The following is a 17,094-nucleotide window of genomic DNA, read 5'->3' on the forward strand; positions in this document are numbered from 1 at the left end:
CCTACCCCGTCCTCCGGAACCAGTCGAGCACCAGCTCGGCTACCTCGGCGGGCGCGTCATCGGTGATGAAGTGGGCGGCGTTGCCCACGTAGGCCGCCTCGAAGCGGTCGGCGTACCGCTCCGGGCGGGGGCAGATCTCCGCCATGAGCTCCGGGGTGGTCGGATGGTCCCGGTCGCCGAAGACCACAAGCGTGGGCACGGTGAGACGTTGCCGGCGGTAGACGCCCCGCAGCATGCGCACGGCCTCGGGCAGCACCATGCGGGTGGTCAGCGGCCGGACCGCGGCATCCACCTCGGTGCGGGACAGGGGTGCCAGATGGGCCTGGATGGTCTCCTCGGGCAGGGGCCGCGCCACGTAGCGCGGGGAGAACACGCCGCGCAGCGAGGCACCGGGCCGGTGGAGGATGAAGGACCGCAGATGCGTGAAGGCCGGAGCCAGCTTGGGGCTGAACCGGAAGAAGGCCGGCCACACGGCGAGCTGGACGGCGCTGCGGAACCGCTCGGGGTGACCGTAGGTCAACTGGATGGCGGTGATCACGCCCATGTCATGGGAGACGAGGTGCGTCTTGGCGATGCCCAGGGCATCGAGCAGGGCGAGGACGTCCCGCAGGCGCGACTCACGGTCCAGCACCGGGTCCGCGGCCTCCGTCCAGCCGGCTCCGCGCAGGTCCGGGCAGTAGACCCGGTAGCCGGCGGCGGCCAGGACCGGCGCGACCTGGCGCCACTGCCACCAGTGCTGGGGGAAGCCGTGGAGCAGGACCACTGGTTCGCCCTCGCCGATGACAGCGAGATGTGTCTTCAATCCGGGGGTCTCCACCACGAGGTGCTCGAAGCCCGGGGCCGCCGGCAGTGGAGGTGACCAGACGCGTTCGTGGTCAGGGGCGGGAGACGGGCTGGACATGGCGATCTTCTTCACTGGTCCGGGGGGTGAGATCAGCGTAGACCTGCGGGGGGCCGTCGTCGACGGCCGGGGGCCGGTGGCCGGTGGCCGGCGCCGGGCATGATGGTAGGCAACACGCAGACGGAGACCACCGGCAAGGAGACCCATGAAGACCGTGCCCCTCGGCACCACCGAGACCACCGCCCCCGCCGTCATCGCCGGCATGATGCGGATCGCGGACACGCCACCCGAGCAGGTCCGGGCGCTCTACAGCGCGGCCCGGGAGGCCGGCGTCGACTTCTTCGACCACGCCGATCTCTACGGCTTCAAGCACCCCGGTGGCTACCACCACTGCGAGCGCGTCTTCGCCGAGGCCCTGGACCTCAGCAGTGCCGAACGGGAGCAGATCACGCTGCAGACCAAGACCGGGATCGTGGACGGGGAGACGTGGCACTACGACTCGTCCTACCAGCACATCACGGCCTCGGTGGAGGAGTCCCTGCGGGCGCTGCGCACCGACTACCTCGACGTGCTGCTGCTGCACCGCCCCGACGCCCTCGTGGAACCCGAGGAGGTGGCCCGCGCCTTCGACGAGCTCGAGGCCGCCGGCAAGGTCCGATCCTTCGGGGTCTCCAACCACACCCCGCGGCAGATCGACCTGTTGAGGACCGCCGTCCGCCAGCCGCTCGTGGCCAACCAGATCCAGCTCTCGGTGGCGCACTCGACGATCGTGGCCCAGGGACTGGCCTCGAACATGGCCGTCCAGGACGACGCGGTGGTGCGGGACGGGGGAGGCCTGGTGGACTACTGCCGCGTGCACGGCATCACGCTCCAGGCCTATTCGACCATCCAGTTCGGCGACGGCTCCGGGGTGTTCCTGGGCTCGCCGGACCACCCGGAGTTGAACGCGGAACTGGACCGGCTGGCCGCGCGGTACGGGGTCACCCCGCTGGCGATCGCCACCGCCTGGATCACCCGTCACCCCTCCAACATGCAGGTGGTGCTGGGCACCACGACCCCGCAGCGGCTCACCGACGCCGCGGCCGGTTCCGACCTCCGGCTCACCCGGGCCGAGTGGTACGGGCTCATCCAGGCTGCCGGGCACCACGTGCCGTAGCCCCGGCGCTGAGAACCAGCCCCGCCCCCCGCGGTCTGGCCCCGTAGGCTTCCCGCGCGTGCCCGGTGGCTAGAGCCAGCCCCTGGCCGTCAGCCAGGACGCGCACAGCGCGGTCCAGCTCTCCGGCTCTCCCGCTCCGACGGCCAGCCCGAGTCCATGCTCGCCTTCGGGGAACACATGCAGGGCATGGGACACCGCCTGGTCCGCCAGGGCTTGGGCCAGGAGATAGGAGTGCCGCACGGACACCGAGGGATCGTCGGCGGTATGCCAGAGGAAGAACGGCGGGGCCTCCGGGGTGACCAGCTGCTCCAGAGACGTGGCCGCGATCTCCTCCGCGCCGGGCGACTCACCCAACAGCTCGCGCCGGGAGCCTCCGTGGGCATCGATCTCCATCGACACCAGCGGATAGCAGAGGATGGCAGCGTCCACGCGCTCGGGCCCTACGCCCGTCAGGGCGGCCTGGCCAGCCACATGGCCTCCCGCCGAGAACCCCATCAGGGCGACGCGCCGAGCCCCGCTGGCACGGATCCGGGCCACCTCGGCCCGGACCGCGCCCAGCGGACCCGGATGCCGGGTGTGGATGGGGTACCGGAAGACGCTGGCAGACAGGCCGAGCTGGCGAAGCCACGCGACGGCAGGGCCGCCGTCGTTCTCCGCATAGCCGACATAGCCCCCACCCGGGCACACGATGACATGGTCCGGATGCGTGGGGCGCGAAGGCTCTGCCGGGACGGAGAGGGGAGATGCGGCCGGGGGCGACTGTGGAGCGTTCACGAGCACATCCTCGCAGGAAGTGCGCCGCCGACGCGCGGTGGATCGTCGCCGCTCGCACAGGCGTCAGGAATCCCGTCCGGCCCGCGCCGACCGGCTCGGGGTCAGGCCGTGAACGTGGAGGCGTCGATCACGAAGCGGTAGCGCACGTCCGAGGCCAGCACGCGCTCCCAGGCCTCGTTGATCTGGTCGGCGCCGATGACCTCGACCTCCGCGCCGATGCCGTGCTCGGCGCAGAAGTCCAGCATCTCCTGGGTCTCCGCGATCCCGCCGATCATGGAGCCCGCGTAGGTGCGGCGCCCGCCCAGCAGGGAACCGACGTTCAGGCTCATCGGCTCGGCCGGGGCGCCGACGTTCACCAGGGCGCCGTTGACGGCCAGCAGACCCAGGAAGGCGTCCACGTCCACCGGCGCGCTGACCGTATTGATGATCAGGTCCAGGCTCTTGGACAGCGTGGAGAAGGTCTCCGGGTCACTCGTGGCGTAGTAGTGGTCCGCCCCCAGGCGCTCGCCGTCCTCCTGCTTGCGCAGGGACTGGGAGAGCACCGTGACCTCGGCGCCCATGGCGTGGGCGATCTTCACGGCCAGGTGCCCGAGGCCGCCGAAGCCCACCACGCCCACACGCTTGCCCGGCCCGGCGCCCCAATGCTTGAGCGGGGAGTAGGTGGTGATCCCGGCGCACAGCAGCGGGGCCGAGGCCTCGAAGGGGATGGACTCGGGGATGCGCAGCACGAAGTCGGCGTCCACCACGATCGACGTGGAGTAGCCGCCCTGGGTGATGGTGCCGTCCCGGTCCGTGGCGCCGTAGGTGCCCACGGAGCCGTTCAGGCAGTACTGCTCGTCCCCGTTGGCGCAGTTGGCGCAGTCGCCGCAGGAGTTCACCAGACAGCCGACGCCGGCCCGGTCGCCGACCCGGTGCGAGGTCACCTCGGAGCCCACCTCCGCCACGATCCCGGCGATCTCGTGACCGACCGTCAGCGGGTAGGGCTGTGGACCCCAGTCGCCCCGGACGGTGTGGATGTCCGAGTGGCAGATGCCGGACCAGTGGATGTCGATCCGCACGTCATGCGGGCCGACGGGGCGCCGCTCGACGGTCCCGAGGGTCATCGGGTCGGTGGCGTTCGCGGCGATGTAGGCGGGTACAGCAGTCATCAACGTCCTTTGCACGGTCTGTACGGGTGGAGGTGGTCGCCGCAGGGATGGCCCGCCGCAACCACCGCACCAGTCAAGCACCCGCCGAGGGAGGCAGGGAGTCCCTCGTGGTACCCCTGTGATGCATGCCTCAGTGCCCGGGGTCCGGAGCGAGCGCGGCGGGACGTGCCCCCTCCCGGCCCGGATTCTCAGCTGCGCGGCGTCAGCTGGAGGGGCAGTCGGGCGAAGCCGCGCAGCACGTTGTGGATCCAGGGGGTGACCTCACCGGTCAACTCGATCCGGTCCACGCGCTTCGCCAGGGCCTGCAGCATCAGCTCGATCTCCGTGCGGGCAATCGGCTGGCCGACGCACTGGTGCAGTCCCATGCCGAAGGCCACGTGGCCGGAGGCGTTGCGGTCCAGGTCGAACACGTCGGCGTCCTCGCCCCACTGGCGTGGGTCCCGGTTCGCGGCCCCCATGAACAGGAGGATCTTGGAATCCGCCGGGATCTGCACGCCACCGAGCTCGGTGTCCACGGTGGTGGTGCGGTGGAACATCTGGAAGGGCGATTCCACGCGCAGCGCCTCGTCCACGGCGAACTTGGCCAACTGGGGCCTGGCCTTCAGCTTCTCCCACTGCTCGGGGTACTTCGCCAGGTTGTAGAGGGTGTTGCCGATGCCGAAGATGGTGGTGTCCACGCCGGCAGAGAGGAGGGCCCGGACCAGCAGGGTGGCCTGCTGGGGTTCGATCCGGCCCTCGTCGGCGACCGTCCAGATGTCCGCACCGAGGCCGGTGTCCGTCAGGTTCTCCCGTTCGCAGCTGTCCATCACCCAGGCGGCCACGCGCTCGCCCTCCGCGAAGGCTGCGGAGCGGATGTCATTGTCCGCCCCGAAGGCGTTGAAGACCATGGAACCGTAGGGCAGCAGATTCTCCCGGCCGTCCGGGCGCAGGCCCACGGCGTCCGGGAACACCTTCAGCGGGTAGCGTTCGGCGATGTCCACGATGCCGTCCACGGTGCCGCGCTGGGCCACCTCCTCGGCGAGCTCCTCGGCGAAGGGCGCGAACTGCTCGCGTAGCCGGCGCATGGTCGAGGGGGAGATGACCCCCGCCAGGCCGCGGCGCATCACGGTGTGCGTGGGCGGGTCGGATTCCAGGATGGACGGCGGGCGCCACTCAGCCTCCTTGCGGATGTCCTTGGGCCCGAGGCCGCCGCTGGAGCAGTAGGTCTCGAAGTCCGTGAGGATCTCGTACACCCACTCGTAGCGGGTGACCGCGTAGCAGCCGTGCTTCTCCAACCAGACCACCGGTCCGGCCTCGCGCAGCTTCTCGTGCAGCGGGTAGGGGTTCGAGATGTTCTCGAGGGTGAAGGGGTCGTCCGGCAGGGAGACGACGCTGGTGGGGGACAGGGTGACGGTCATGGGTTCTCCTGGTGGCGTCGGGTCAGAGGTCGAGGACGAGCTTGGGGCAGCCGGCGGCCGCGCGGGAGACGCAGACCATCATGCAGTCGCCAGACCGCTTCTCGTCCTCGCTGAGGATGGCGTCGCGGTGCTCCACCTCGCCGCTGACCACGTGGGTCTCGCAGGTGCCGCAGATTCCGCCGCGGCAGGAGGACAGCACCCGGACGCCGTGCTCCTCCACGGCCTCCAGGATGGTCTGGTCCGGGGCCACGGAGATGGTCTTGCCGGTCTGCGTCAGCTCAACGTCGAAGGGCTCGGCGCTGGCCCCGGCATCCAGACTTGCCGCGACGAAGCGCTCGGTGTGCAGGACCCCGGGGGGCCAGCCCATGCAGTAGTCCTCGATGACGCGCAGCAGCGGCTCGGGGCCGCAGGCGTACACGAGCATCTTCGCCCGTGGCAGGGCCAGCAGGCCCTCGAGGTCGATCCGTCCCGTCTCGTCCTCCGGAAAGAGCAGGATCTGCTCCCCGTAGCGTTCCACCAGTTCGTTCGCGAACGCCATCGAGGCGCGGGAGCGCCCGCCGTAGGCCAGTCGCCATTCGCGGCCGGCGGCCTCGGCGGCCTCGATCATCGGCAGGATCGGTGTGATGCCGATGCCCCCGGCGATGAAGAGGTACTTCCGGGAGTCGACGAAGGGGAAGTTGTTGCGCGGGCCATTGATGCGGATCACGTCACCCTCGGCCAGGGACCGGTGCACGTACTCGGAACCGCCGCGAGAGTCACGGGTGTGCAGCACTGACACCTGGATGCGGCTGCGGTCGGTCAGCGGGGAGCACAGGGAGTACTGGCGCACGTGGTCCGGGAGCACCAGGTCGATGTGGGAGCCGGGCTCCCACCGGGAGAACTCCGAGCCGTCCAGGGTGCGCAGTGTGAGACGCCGGACCCCCTCGGCAGGGCTCTCCACCCTCTCGACCACGACCTCCTCGAGGTCGTACCCGGAGCGGGCGGCACGCTGTGGCACGGGGGCCACCGCAGTCGCCGCGGTGCTGGAAACGGTGTCATGGTTGCTCTGCATGGTCTGCCCTTCAGACGGCGGCGGTGGCCAACGCGGTGACGGCGCGGTGGGCGAGCAAGCCGCCGTCGACGCACAGATCCGTGCCGTTGAGCCAGACAGCCTCCGGGCTCAGCAGGAAGGCGATCGCGGCGGCGATGTCCTGGGGCTGGCCGGCGCGGCCGAGCAGCGCCACTGCGCCCTCGACCTTCTCGCGGCCGTGGTCCTTCTTGAAGTCCTCCAGGATGGGGGTCTGCACCGGCCCGGGGCTGACGGAGTTCACCCGGACCCGGCCCAGGTTCTCGGAGGCCTGCACCTGGGTCAGCCAGCGCACGCACTCCTTGGAGAACCGGTACGAGTTCCCGGTCACCTCCGGGTCGTCGGCGACGGCGGCGATCGCCTCCCGCGCGTCGGCGGCCTGGACGAAGCGGGCCACCTCGAGCTGGCGGGCGGCCCATCCGCTGGCCACGTTCGAGGCCAGGTTGACGATGGCGCCGCCGTCGGCGATCTTCGGCAGCAGCAGGCGAGTCAGGTCCCGCACGCCGAACACGTTGACGGACAGCACGGTCTGCCAGGGCGCGGTGCCGGGCACCCCGGCGATGTTGAGCAGCCCGGCCAGGCCCTCGGGGACGCGCTCGGCGACGGCGGCCACGCCCGCGGGCGTGGAGAGGTCGCCCTGGATGAAGGTCCCGGCGAAGTCGGCGGGGACGTTGCGGTCCACGCCGATCACGGTGGCCCCGCCCCGCTGGAGCAGGGCCGCCGTGGCGGCGCCGATGCCCGAGGCGACGCCGGTGACGACGAGGGTCTTCCCATCGATGGTCATGGGTGTGTCCTTCCGGTGGTCCGCATCCGATACCCCTGAGGCCTCCGGGCCTGCCGGATGCATCAGGATGATGATGCCTGCTGAGGGTGTTTCCACCTACTATGTGGCGTCGGGCACGTTGAGATCAGCCCATGTTTTTACTGGACGAAAAGACACGTGGGGCGGCTCACAGACGAACGCGCAAGCTGGGATCAACAAGCGCGCCCGCCGGCCGGTGGGCGGTTGGTCTGTTGAGCCCGAGGAGGACGCGTGAGCGCGACCTATGCAGTGATTGACCCGGCGACCCTGGAGCCGGTGGGTGAGGTGCCGCTGCACCAGCCCGAGGACGTCGAACGCGCCATCGCCGCCGCTCGGCAGGTCGCCCGCACCTGGGCCGCGGACCGCGAGGCGCGCCGCTCGGCCCTACGCGCCGCCGCCGGCGCCGTGGACGCGGAGTCCGAGGAGCTCGGGCGCATCCTGTCCCTGGAGCAGGGCAAGGTGTGGGCGGAGGCCGTGCAGGAGTTCCGCGTGGCGGCCGGGCTGCTGCGGCACTACGCGGACCTCGACTGGGACGAGTCCGAGACGCTGACGCCCCGCGACGGCCGGCAGGTCCAGGTCCAGTACGCCCCCGTCGGACTGGTCGGGGCCATCACCCCCTGGAACTTCCCGATCTCCCTGCTGGCGGTGAAGCTGGCCCCTGCGCTGGTGACCGGTTGCACCGTGATCGCCAAGCCCTCGCCGTCGACCCCGATGTCCACCATCGCGCTGGTCGAGGTGCTGAATCGGTTCCTGCCGGCCGACGTGCTGCAGGTGGTCACCGGCCGCGGGGTGCTCTCCCGGGCGCTGTCCGAGCTGCCGGGGGTCCGCAAGATCTCCTTCACCGGTTCCACGGAGATCGGCGCGGCGATCATGGCCCAGGCCGCCCCGACGGTGAAGAAGGTGACCCTGGAACTGGGCGGCAACGATCCGGCCATCGTGCTACCGGACGCCGACCTGCCGGTCACCGCCCGGCGGATCGTGGGCTCGGCCTTCCGCAACGCGGGGCAGGTCTGCATGGCGGTCAAGCGGGTCTACGTGCCCCGTGCGCAGAGCGCGGAGCTGACCGAGGCGCTCGTGGCCGCGGCCTCCGCCCTGCGAGTGGGCCACGGCGTGGCCGAGGGCACCACCATGGGTCCCATGCACACCAGCGCGCAGCAGCAGCTGGTCCAGGACTACGTGACCCAGGCCGTGTCCCAGGGCGGGCGCATCGCTCACGGCGGTCAGTCCGGCACGTCCCTTCCGGGATACTTCCTGGAGCCGACCATCGTGGCGGACGCCCCGCAAGCCTCCGACCTGGTCGCCTGCGAACAGTTCGGCGCCGCTCTGCCCGTGGTGGCCTATGACGACCTGGACGCGACGATCGATCAGCTGAACGCGCAGGAGTTCGGCCTGGGGGCCTCCGTCTGGTCGCCGGACCTGGACCGCGCCCACCAGGTCGCCTCCCGGCTGGAAGTCGGCACGGCCTGGGTCAACCAGCACACCGTCGTCGAGCTCGATGCCCCCTTCGGAGGCTGGAAGGGTTCCGGTCTCGGCCGCGAACGCGGACGCTGGGGACTGGAGGAGTACCTGGAACCCCGCACCGTCAACGTCCGGGCGCACGCCGACTGAGCCGCGGTCCGCGCCCTGCAGGCCGGCCAGAACGGAACGGGCCCCGCACCAGCTGGTGCGGGGCCCGTTCCGTGGTGGGAAGATGGCGGCCTCAGGCCTCGATGCCGAGCTTGCGCCGCTGGCGCTGCTGGTTCACGAACACCAGGGCCAGCAGGCCGAAGACGGTCAGCAGCACGGCGGTGACCTGGAAGGCCAGCTGGTAGCCGTCGGCCGGCGTCACGGCCTGGCCGATGAGCACGCCACCGATCGCCGGGGCGAAGACGCCGCCGGTGGTCAGCACCGCGTTGGCGACGTTGAGGTGCGCCCCGCGCTGGGAGATCGTGGTCAGCTCACCGACGATCAGGTAGGTGATGGCGAACAGCGCCGGGGCGGTGCCGAAGCCCAAGCTCATCAGGACCAGGGCCAGGACCGGTGAGGCGACGAACGTCGAGGCCAGCAGGGACAGTCCTGCCGCGGTGCCGGCCAGCCCCAGCGTCCAGCCGCGGGAGCGCCGGCTGGGCACGCCGCGCTGGTCCAGGCGTTGGATCATGGCGTTCAGGCCGATCGTGGCCACAACGCCCCAGGCAGCGGGCAGGGCGATGAGCGAACCGGCCTGCTGGCCGGAGAAGCCCATGACGTTCTGGAAGTATGCCGGGCCCCAGGACATGGCCAGTGTGAAGGTCCAGTACCCGAAGAAGGACGCCAGTACGGCGAAGAGCCACGTGGGATTGGCGATGGTGCGGAAGAAGGGCACCTTCTCCTCGCTCACGCTCGTGGCCCCGGTGGGCATGGTCGGCACCGCGGTGCCCTCGATCTCCCGCTCCACCGCCAGGGAGGTGTAGGGCCCCTCCTTGCCCAACCACAACCAGACCGCGCACCAGGCGACGCCGACCACGGCCAGGGCCACGAAGGCCGTGCGCCAGCCGTGCTGGGTGACCACCCAGGCCAGCACCGGCGCGAAGACCACGATGCCGAGCGTGACGCCGGAGGAGGCCACCGCTGCGGGCGTGGCGCCCTTCTTGGAGGGGAACCACTTGTAGATGGCGTGCATCAGGACCGGGGCCAGCGGGCCCTCGCCGGCCCCCAGGGCCAGCCGGCTGATCCACAGGGCGGGCAGCGTGGCGAAGACGACGACGGGCATCACGGACAGGGACCAGATCAGGCACATCACGAGCAGCAGGCTCTTGGCCTTGACCTTGTTGGCCAGGGGCGCCGCGACGAGCTGCGCCAGCCCGAAGGTCAGGAACATGGCGCTGGAGACCAGGCCGAACTGCTCCGGGGTGATGTTCAGTTCTTCCATCAGCGGCACGGCCGCGATGCCCAGTACGGCCTTGTCCGCCCAGCTGAGCATCATCAGGAACAGCAGCAGGCCGGTCAGCATCCACGCGTAGCGGGTGCGCTTGCGCGGGGACCAGTACCGCGGATCGCCGCTCTCGAAGGGCGGGGCTGCCGGTAGGCGCGTCTGCGCCTTCGGCGTTCTGGTGAGGGTCATCGGATTCTCCTGAAGGGGACCAAGGGGGTGTGGAGGTGAGACGTCTGCAGGCGAATCTAGGAGCGTGTGAACTGGGGCACATAGGCAGCTTTTCGTCCAGTGAGAAGCGCGCCTGTTGGACCGGTGGGTGGTCGGGCACAGTGGTGGAAACCATTGGATCCACGGAAGGCCCGCAGCAGATGGACGAGCACCGCACCGCCGAGCACCCGGTCCCGGACGAGCGCGGGTTGAAGGTGGTCGCCCTGGGCACGGCCGCGGGCCCCGCCATCCGCTCGGAGTGCGCGGGCATCGCCACGGCGATCGTGGTGGACGGCGCGTACTACCTGGTCGACTTCGGCTTGGGCGTGACCCGGGCGGCCCACGAGGCCGGGCTGCTCGGGGAGAGTCTGCGTGCCTGCTTCGTGACCCACCTGCACTCGGACCACGTGGCCGAACTGCCCGCCTACCTGCTGTGGAACTGGGGCCAGCCGGTGCGGGGATTCACCGGACCCGTGCCGATCCTCGGCCCCGGCTCGGCGGACCCAACGGCAGGCACCGTCGGGCTGGCCGGGCTCGTAGACCATGTGCTGCGGGGCTACTCCTATGACATCGACGTCCGCATCGTGGATGAGGGCCGGCCCCCGCTGTACGACCTCGTGGACGTCCGGGAGATCGACCTGCCGGATTCGGCGGCCGGGGCCACGGGGGAGTCGACGCCGGCGATGGACCCCTTCCTCGTCTACTCGGACGACCGCGTCCGCGTCAGCGCGATCCTGGTGGAGCACCCGCCGATCTTCCCAGCGTTCGCGTTCCGGTTCGACACCGCCTACGGGTCCGTGGTCGTCTCCGGGGACACCACGGAGTCGGACAATATGGCCCGGCTCGCCGCCCACGCCGATCTGCTCGTCCACGAGAGCGTCTACCTGGACTTCTACCGCGCCCAGGACTTCGCCCCGGAGTTCCTCAACCACCAGCTGATCTCCCACACCACCCCGGAGGGGGTCGGCCGGGTGGCCACCCGGGCCGGCGCCCGGCGGGTGGTCCTCTCCCACCTGGCTGGCGTCGCCACGGACGAGCAGTGGACCGCCGGCGTCAGGGCGGAGTACGCGGGTCCGGTCACCGTGGCCCGGCCGGGCACGGTCTTCGCGGTGGACGGCACCAACACCCTGGCGGCTGCGCCGGCGGGCGCAGCCGTGACGGCGTCCACCTGAGCGGCTCGGCGCCCGAGCCGCGGGACGCCGTCACACCGCCCGTTTCAGGGACCGGGTGATCGCGGCCGAGGCCACCTGCAAGGCCGGGACGATCCGCTGGAAGTCGGTGATCCGGGACAGGTTGACGATCCCCAGCGCGGCGATGACGTCACCCTCCACGCCGCGGACGGGCACCGCCAGGCCGTAGGCGCCGGAGGAGTGTTCACCCTCGGTGGTGGCGTACCCCCGCTCGCGCACCATCACCAGCTCGCGCTCGAGCCGGGGCCGGTCCGCGATGCTCTGGTGGGTCTCCCGGACCAGCTTCTCGGAGGCCAGCTCGACCAGCCCGTTCGGGCCGTGGGCCAGCAGGATCTTCCCCGCGGCGCTCGTATGCAGGGGCAGCCGGTCGCCCGGTCGGGCGATCGGTGCCCCGACGCGGGTGCCCGCGATCCGGTCCAGCAGGAGCGCCTCCGTCCCGTCCAGGATGAACAGGTTGACGATCTGCCGGGTGGCGAACAGCACGTCCTGCATGAAGGGCGCCGCCGTCTGGCGCAGCCCGCGTTCCACCGGGGCGAGGAGGCCCAGCTGGGCGATGCGCTGGCCGACCGTGTAAGTCCCGTCCTCGTGGCGGGTCACCGCACCCCAGTCGGTCAGGTCACGCAGCAGCCGGTAGCACGTGGCCACCGGCATGCCTGTGCGCCGGGCGATCTGGGACAGGTTCTGGCGGATGTGCTGGGTATCGAAGGCCCCGAGGACGTCGAGCGCGCGCGAGGTCACGGAACGTCCCGGAGTGTGCGCGTTGCCGGCCACGAATCCGCCTTTGTCACTGGATGAAAAGTTCAGCGTCAGTCTATGTCCCGGTCCGGCCAGAATGACCCCATGGACCTCCAGGCGATCACCGATGTCGTGGGGGCCGTGTCCGTGCCGCTGTTCGCCGTGGCCAGCATGGCCGCCGTCGGGCTCGGCCAGACAGTGCGCCAGTTCATCGCCCCGCTGAGCAGCTTCCGGCTGCTGGTCTCCGGCACCGTGGCGAACTTCCTGGTGGCGCCGGGCCTGGCCCTGGTGCTGACCGCCCTCCTTCCGATTCCGGCGGACGCGCGCATGGGGCTGATGGTCCTGGCCTGTGCCGCCGGTGCACCCTTCGCCCTGAAGCTCACCCGGCTGGCCGGCGGGGACATGCCCACGGCGTCCGCGCTGCTGGCCGTCATGCTGGTGGCCACCACGGTGTTCATGCCGATGGCCCTGCCGCTGCTGTTGCCGGGTGTGGAGGTGTCCTCGGGCAGCATCGCCGCCGTGCTGATCCCTACGATGCTGCTGCCCCTGGGGGCGGCCATCACGGTGCGCCAGCTCCGCCCGGGGCTGGCCCGTCGGCTCCAGGGGCCGGTCCAGCGGCTGAGCTTCTGGTCCATGCTGGTGATGCTGGCCAACCAGTTCGTGGCTGACCACCGGGAACTGGCCGGGCTCATCGGCACCGGCACGGTCCTGGCCATCGTGCTGTTCACCCTGGCGAACCTGGGCGCCGGATGGGCGCTCGGGACCGCCAAGCCCGGGGTCGGGGCCATCGTGGGCATCTCCGCCTCCCAGCGCAACATGGGCGTGGCCACGCTGGTGGCCGTGGCGAACTTCGGGGACTCCTCCGCGGTGGTCACCGTGGTGCTGGCGGGATTCCTCGCCCTGATCCTGCTCCTGCCCCTGACCTGGTTGGCCGGGCGAGCCGGGACGTCCTGGCAGGCAGGCCGGCTCAGGCACGGTTAGGCCGGGCGCGCCGGAACCGCGGATCAGGTCCGCTGCGCAGGCCCCGTCTGCTCCCGGCCCGCGATGAGGCGGCCGTATCCGTCCCGGTAAGTGGGGTGCTCCAGGGTGCCGAGAACGCCCAGGAGCCGCGAGCCGTCCAGCACCGTCCCCGTGGTCTCCTCGGGCTGGAGGCGCGGAGGCGGCGGCACCCCGAGGCGCCCGGAGATGAAGGTGACCACGTCCCCCAGCGGCGCCGGGGACTGGTCCACCGCGTGCAGCAGCCGCGGCGGTTCCTCCGCCGTCAGCACGGCCTGGAGGGTGCGGACCAGGTCGTCCTCGTGGATGCGGTTCGTGCGGCGGGCGTACTGCACCGGGTCACCGTCAAGGACCCTGCGCAGCAGCATCTCCCGGCCCGGACCGTAGATCCCGGCCGGCCGGAGGACGTGCGCGTCGAAGAGCTCCGTGGCCAGCCGCTCGCCCTCGAGCAGGACCTCGGCCCGGGGCCCCACCGGGGCCGGCTCGTCCCGCTCGGTGAGGGGCCGGCCGCCCGTGTGCCCCCCGAGGACCCTGGTCGAGGAGACGAGGACCACGCGTTCCGGGACCCGGGGCAGAGCGGCGGCGAGGTTCCGCAGGGAGGCGAGGTAGCCGTCGTCGGGCCCGGGACCCGGACCCAACGCCGGGCCAGACACCGGACCACCCGGTGGCAGGGTGATGACCATGGCGTCCACGGCCGGCAGCTCGCGGCCGACCGGAACGCTCAGGTCCACCGCCAGGGCGGTGAAGGCTGCGGGTAGCCCGGCTGTGGTGCGGCGCAGGGCGAACACCTGCCCACCGTCCCGGACCAGCTGCTGACCGAGCCGGGTGCCCAGGGCCCCGCACCCCACGAGCAGGGTCCGGTCCGGGGTGTGGTGGGAGGGGGCAGGAAGCGGCATCCCGGCAGTCTATCCCCGTCCCCGGCGGACCCCCGGCGTGCTCAGACGCTGAACAGCTGCCGGTCGGCGGCCAGGGTGTATGGCCCGTCGTAGGTGTCGGCGATGCCGGCCAAGTCGACGTCAGAGAAGACCCCGGCCATGTGGCTGACCACCACCTTCTTGACCCCTGCCTCGGCGGCGATCCGCCCGATGCCCTCGGGCGTCGTGTGGCTGGACTCCAAGTGGTGCAGGAACTCCTCGGTGAAGTCCTGGTCCCGGTAGTAGTCCATGTTGACGACCTCGTGGACCAGGAGGTCGGCGTCCCGGCTGAGGCGGACCATGTTGGGGGTCTCGGCGGTGTCTCCGGAGAAGGCGATGACCCCGTGCTCGGTCTCGAAGCGGAAGCCGAAGGACGGGAAGACCGGCAGGTGCTCCACCAGGGTGGCCTTCACGCGCACGCGGTCGTCCTCGTAGACGGTGAACGGCTCCATGTCCGGGACGGGGTTGCGGTCCGGGTCCGCCCGCGGGCGCCGGGGCAGCTCGATGTCCACGCCCTCGAAGAGCTCATCGAGCGGGATCCGGGCCTCGTCCGTGGTGCGGATGTTGATGTCATAGGCGTTGGCGCGCATCAGGTTCTTGATGACGTCCTGCATGCCGGTCTGCGGTGGGGAGACCACCGGGCGGATGCCCCGGGGCAGGCGGGCGCGTCCGGGACCGATGATCCCCACCCGCGAGGTGACGCCCTGGACCGGGGTGTCCCAGTTGTAGAGCATGTAGGCGCTCAGCTCGGAGATGTGGTCCGAGTGCAGGTGGGTGACGAATCCCTGGCGCAGCTTGTTGCCCGTCAACCCGGCATCAGCGGCCTGGCGGGGCATGCCGAGCCCGAAGTCCACCAGGTAGTGCAGCCCGTCGACGACGACGGCGCTCGCGATCCCGTGCCGGGTCCCGCGAATCGCCGGTCCGGCAGCGGTGCCGAGGGTGACCAGGTGCATGCCGGTGTCCGGCACGGTCTCGGCCGTGGCCAGCACGGGGCCGGTGTCGGCGGTGGCGGCACTTGCACCCAGGATCGGGGCGCTGAGGGCGGCGATGCCGCCGGCGCCCAGGAGGGTGCGGCGGGGCACGCGTGGGGTGCGAGGAGTGGACGGCATGATTCCTCCGGGGTACGTGGCCAGGGCATCGCGTGCCGGATGATCATGTGATGCCGGTCACGCGCCATCATCACTATGGATGAAGGTGCGGGGAGGTGCAAGGCCCGACTCCGGGCGTCCGCCGCTCGCCGGCCGTCAGCTTCAGGAGTCCTGCCGCAGGTTGTTCCCGGCCGTCTCCCCGCCGTCGATCGCGATCGAGGCGCCGGAGACGAACCGCGACTCGTCCGAGGCCAGGTAGAGCACCAGTGAGCTGATCTCCTCCACCTGCGCCGCCCGACCGGCCGGGACCTGCCCGAGCCCGCGCTTCAGGCCGGCGGTCAGCGGCGTCTCCACGGAGCCGGGGTGAATGGAGTTCACCCGGATCCCGTCCTCCCCGAAGTCCAGGGCCGAGGTCTTCGTCAGCCCCTGCACGCCCCATTTCGCGGCGGAGTAGGCGGCGCGGTTCTTGAAGCCGACCAGCCCGGCGATGGAGGAGACGTTGATGATCGAGGAGGTGTCCTGCTTCTTCAGCTCCGGCACTGCGGCCTTCATCCCGAGGAACGTTCCGGTCAGGTCAATGTCGATGGTCCGAGACCAGTCCTCCACGGAGGCATCCTCCACGTTGCCGGGCGTGTAGATCCCCGCGTTGTTGACCAGCACATCCAGCTTGCCGAACTCCCGGACACAGTGCCCGACGGCGGACGTCCAGGCCTCGAAGTCCGTCACGTTCAGCGGGGTGAAGGCGGCGGCCGTGCGGCCGGCGCGGGCGTTGATCTCCTCGGCCAGAGCGGCGCCGGCGTCCTCCTGCAGGTCACCGATCATGACGTACGCCCCGGCCGCAGCCAGTGCACGGGCGTGAGAGGCGCCCATGCCCTGGGCGGCCCCTGAGATCAGGGCGATCTTGCCGGCCGCCCGGCCGGAGCCGGCGTCGTGAATGGAGCCGTGGAGAGTGGACGTGACCGGGGTGCTGGAGGGAGTGCTCATGGGGCCACCCTAGGAAGGCGAGGCCGGAGGATCGCGGGTGTGTTCCGTTGATCGGTATGATCGAGGTCACCTCTTCGATGAAAGGCAGGTTCGTGGCCAACTCGCCTTCCGGGGAATCCGTCATCCACCGCGTGGTGCGGATCCTGGCTGCCTTCAGTGACGACACCCCGGCGTTGCACCTGCGGGAGCTGGCCCGGGCGGTCGGGCTGCCGGTGTCCACGGTGCACCGCCTCGTGGCCGAGCTGGAGGTAGAGGGCCTGCTGGTCCGGGACGACTCCGGCCGGCTGCGCCACGGACACCGGATGTGGGAGATGGCCTCGCGGGGCTCGCGGGCCTCGTCCCTGCGGGAGGCTGCCTTGCCGCCCATGGAAGACCTGCTCAACCACACCGGCAACCACGTCTCGCTCGGCGTTCTGGAGGGTACGGACGTGCTCTACCTGGAGCGGCTTGCCGCGGATGACGCGACCATCAACATCACCCGGATCGCCGGCCGCCTGCCCGTCCATGGCTGTTCGGCCGGACTCGTGTTCATGGCCTACGCCCCGGAGGAGGAGCAGGGGCGGTTCCTGAGCCGACGGCTGGAGAAGCTCACCCCGGACACCGTGACCGACCCGGACCAGCTGCGGGGGATCCTCGCGGACATCCGCCGCAACGGCTACGTCTCCATGGCGGGGATCATCGTGGAGGAGTCCAGTGGGATCTCCGTGCCGATCTTCGTGGAGGACCAGCACGCCGTGGGGACACTCACCGTGATCGTGCCCCGGGGCGAGGAGTACCTGGCGGTCACCATCCCGCAGCTGCAGTTCGCCGCCCGGGCCATCACCCGCCGCCTCGGCTACGAGCCCACCGCCCGCGGCATGCAGCGCCGCAGTGAGCCCCGCCCCCGCTAACCCGACGCTTTGAGTC

Annotated in this window: 16 protein-coding genes; 5 read left to right on the forward strand and 11 right to left on the reverse strand. The window is 70.9% G+C overall.

The window, feature by feature from the left end; genetic code table 11:
• Position 1: 1 nt before the first annotated feature.
• Positions 2–901, reverse strand: coding sequence for an alpha/beta hydrolase (locus RE421_RS04185; RefSeq protein WP_309814794.1), 900 nt, complete (start codon positions 899–901; stop codon positions 2–4).
• 145 nt (positions 902–1,046) lie between these two features.
• Here RE421_RS04185 and RE421_RS04190 point away from each other — a divergent pair, with 145 nt between their 5' ends.
• Positions 1,047–1,997, forward strand: a complete 951-nt coding sequence (locus RE421_RS04190; RefSeq protein ID WP_309814797.1) for an aldo/keto reductase — start codon at positions 1,047–1,049, stop codon at positions 1,995–1,997.
• 69 nt (positions 1,998–2,066) lie between these two features.
• Here RE421_RS04190 and RE421_RS04195 read toward each other — a convergent pair whose 3' ends face one another.
• The 5 genes from RE421_RS04195 to RE421_RS04215 form a co-directional block, all read right to left on the reverse strand.
• Positions 2,067–2,771 (reverse strand): alpha/beta hydrolase, encoded by a 705-nt coding sequence (locus RE421_RS04195; protein WP_309814800.1) that lies wholly within the window; start codon positions 2,769–2,771, stop codon positions 2,067–2,069.
• Between the two features lie 101 nt (positions 2,772–2,872).
• Positions 2,873–3,919, reverse strand: coding sequence for an NAD(P)-dependent alcohol dehydrogenase (locus tag RE421_RS04200; protein ID WP_309814804.1), 1,047 nt, complete (start codon positions 3,917–3,919; stop codon positions 2,873–2,875).
• Between the two features lie 188 nt (positions 3,920–4,107).
• A complete protein-coding gene (locus tag RE421_RS04205) occupies positions 4,108–5,316 on the reverse strand; it encodes a cytochrome P450 (RefSeq protein ID WP_309814808.1) in 1,209 nt (402 codons plus the stop codon).
• 22 nt (positions 5,317–5,338) lie between these two features.
• On the reverse strand, positions 5,339–6,367 hold the full coding sequence (locus tag RE421_RS04210) for a PDR/VanB family oxidoreductase (RefSeq protein WP_309814811.1): 1,029 nt from the start codon (positions 6,365–6,367) through the stop codon (positions 5,339–5,341).
• A gap of 10 nt (positions 6,368–6,377) precedes the next feature.
• Positions 6,378–7,166 carry a coniferyl-alcohol dehydrogenase gene (locus RE421_RS04215; protein ID WP_309814814.1) on the reverse strand — a complete coding sequence of 263 codons (789 nt, stop codon included), beginning with the start codon at positions 7,164–7,166 and terminating at the stop codon, positions 6,378–6,380.
• Positions 7,167–7,415: 249 nt separating this feature from the next.
• On the opposite strand from RE421_RS04215, the gene RE421_RS04220 reads away from it, so the two are divergent.
• Complete coding sequence (locus RE421_RS04220; protein WP_309814817.1) at positions 7,416–8,792, forward strand: aldehyde dehydrogenase family protein; 1,377 nt, start codon at positions 7,416–7,418, stop codon at positions 8,790–8,792.
• Between the two features lie 91 nt (positions 8,793–8,883).
• Here the strand turns inward: RE421_RS04220 and RE421_RS04225 are convergent, their stop codons facing one another.
• Entirely contained in the window at positions 8,884–10,263 is a 1,380-nt protein-coding gene (locus RE421_RS04225; RefSeq protein ID WP_309814820.1) for an MFS transporter, read from the reverse strand.
• Positions 10,264–10,442: 179 nt separating this feature from the next.
• On the opposite strand from RE421_RS04225, the gene RE421_RS04230 reads away from it, so the two are divergent.
• Positions 10,443–11,453 (forward strand): MBL fold metallo-hydrolase, encoded by a 1,011-nt coding sequence (locus RE421_RS04230; RefSeq protein ID WP_309814821.1) that lies wholly within the window; start codon positions 10,443–10,445, stop codon positions 11,451–11,453.
• A 30-nt stretch (positions 11,454–11,483) separates the two neighbouring features.
• Here the strand turns inward: RE421_RS04230 and RE421_RS04235 are convergent, their stop codons facing one another.
• A complete protein-coding gene (locus RE421_RS04235) occupies positions 11,484–12,209 on the reverse strand; it encodes an IclR family transcriptional regulator (RefSeq protein ID WP_309814824.1) in 726 nt (241 codons plus the stop codon).
• Positions 12,210–12,311: 102 nt separating this feature from the next.
• Between RE421_RS04235 and RE421_RS04240 the strand changes: the two genes are divergently transcribed.
• Positions 12,312–13,187: a hypothetical protein gene (locus RE421_RS04240; protein WP_309814828.1), complete on the forward strand. Its 876-nt coding sequence runs from the start codon at positions 12,312–12,314 to the stop codon at positions 13,185–13,187.
• Positions 13,188–13,210: 23 nt separating this feature from the next.
• On the opposite strand, the gene RE421_RS04245 is transcribed toward RE421_RS04240, so the two are convergent.
• The 3 genes from RE421_RS04245 to RE421_RS04255 all read right to left on the reverse strand — a co-directional run bounded on the left by RE421_RS04245 (position 13,211) and on the right by RE421_RS04255 (position 16,188).
• Positions 13,211–14,098 (reverse strand): SDR family NAD(P)-dependent oxidoreductase, encoded by an 888-nt coding sequence (locus tag RE421_RS04245; protein WP_309814831.1) that lies wholly within the window; start codon positions 14,096–14,098, stop codon positions 13,211–13,213.
• Positions 14,099–14,139: 41 nt separating this feature from the next.
• Positions 14,140–15,225, reverse strand: coding sequence for an MBL fold metallo-hydrolase (locus tag RE421_RS04250; protein ID WP_309814838.1), 1,086 nt, complete (start codon positions 15,223–15,225; stop codon positions 14,140–14,142).
• Positions 15,226–15,366: 141 nt separating this feature from the next.
• Positions 15,367–16,188 carry an SDR family oxidoreductase gene (locus RE421_RS04255; RefSeq protein ID WP_309814842.1) on the reverse strand — a complete coding sequence of 274 codons (822 nt, stop codon included), beginning with the start codon at positions 16,186–16,188 and terminating at the stop codon, positions 15,367–15,369.
• A gap of 92 nt (positions 16,189–16,280) precedes the next feature.
• On the opposite strand from RE421_RS04255, the gene RE421_RS04260 reads away from it, so the two are divergent.
• A complete protein-coding gene (locus tag RE421_RS04260) occupies positions 16,281–17,078 on the forward strand; it encodes an IclR family transcriptional regulator (protein ID WP_309814848.1) in 798 nt (265 codons plus the stop codon).
• Positions 17,079–17,094 lie beyond the last annotated feature (16 nt).

The sequence above is a fragment of the Citricoccus sp. I39-566 genome, from assembly GCF_031432995.1.
Lineage (GTDB): Bacteria > Actinomycetota > Actinomycetes > Actinomycetales > Micrococcaceae > Citricoccus > Citricoccus nitrophenolicus_A.

Bases quoted from the DNA above. Each gene is read 5' to 3' on its own strand.
- RE421_RS04185 (WP_309814794.1), bottom strand. From the start codon at position 901: ATGTCCAGCCCGTCTCCCGCCCCTGACCACGAACGCGTCTGGTCACCT.
- RE421_RS04190 (WP_309814797.1), top strand. From the start codon at position 1,047: ATGAAGACCGTGCCCCTCGGCACCACCGAGACCACCGCCCCCGCCGTC.
- RE421_RS04200 (WP_309814804.1), bottom strand. From the start codon at position 3,919: ATGACTGCTGTACCCGCCTACATCGCCGCGAACGCCACCGACCCGATG.
- RE421_RS04205 (WP_309814808.1), bottom strand. From the start codon at position 5,316: ATGACCGTCACCCTGTCCCCCACCAGCGTCGTCTCCCTGCCGGACGAC.
- RE421_RS04210 (WP_309814811.1), bottom strand. From the start codon at position 6,367: ATGCAGAGCAACCATGACACCGTTTCCAGCACCGCGGCGACTGCGGTG.
- RE421_RS04215 (WP_309814814.1), bottom strand. From the start codon at position 7,166: ATGACCATCGATGGGAAGACCCTCGTCGTCACCGGCGTCGCCTCGGGC.
- RE421_RS04225 (WP_309814820.1), bottom strand. From the start codon at position 10,263: ATGACCCTCACCAGAACGCCGAAGGCGCAGACGCGCCTACCGGCAGCC.
- RE421_RS04230 (WP_309814821.1), top strand. From the start codon at position 10,443: ATGGACGAGCACCGCACCGCCGAGCACCCGGTCCCGGACGAGCGCGGG.
- RE421_RS04240 (WP_309814828.1), top strand. From the start codon at position 12,312: ATGGACCTCCAGGCGATCACCGATGTCGTGGGGGCCGTGTCCGTGCCG.
- RE421_RS04245 (WP_309814831.1), bottom strand. From the start codon at position 14,098: ATGCCGCTTCCTGCCCCCTCCCACCACACCCCGGACCGGACCCTGCTC.
- RE421_RS04250 (WP_309814838.1), bottom strand. From the start codon at position 15,225: ATGCCGTCCACTCCTCGCACCCCACGCGTGCCCCGCCGCACCCTCCTG.
- RE421_RS04255 (WP_309814842.1), bottom strand. From the start codon at position 16,188: ATGAGCACTCCCTCCAGCACCCCGGTCACGTCCACTCTCCACGGCTCC.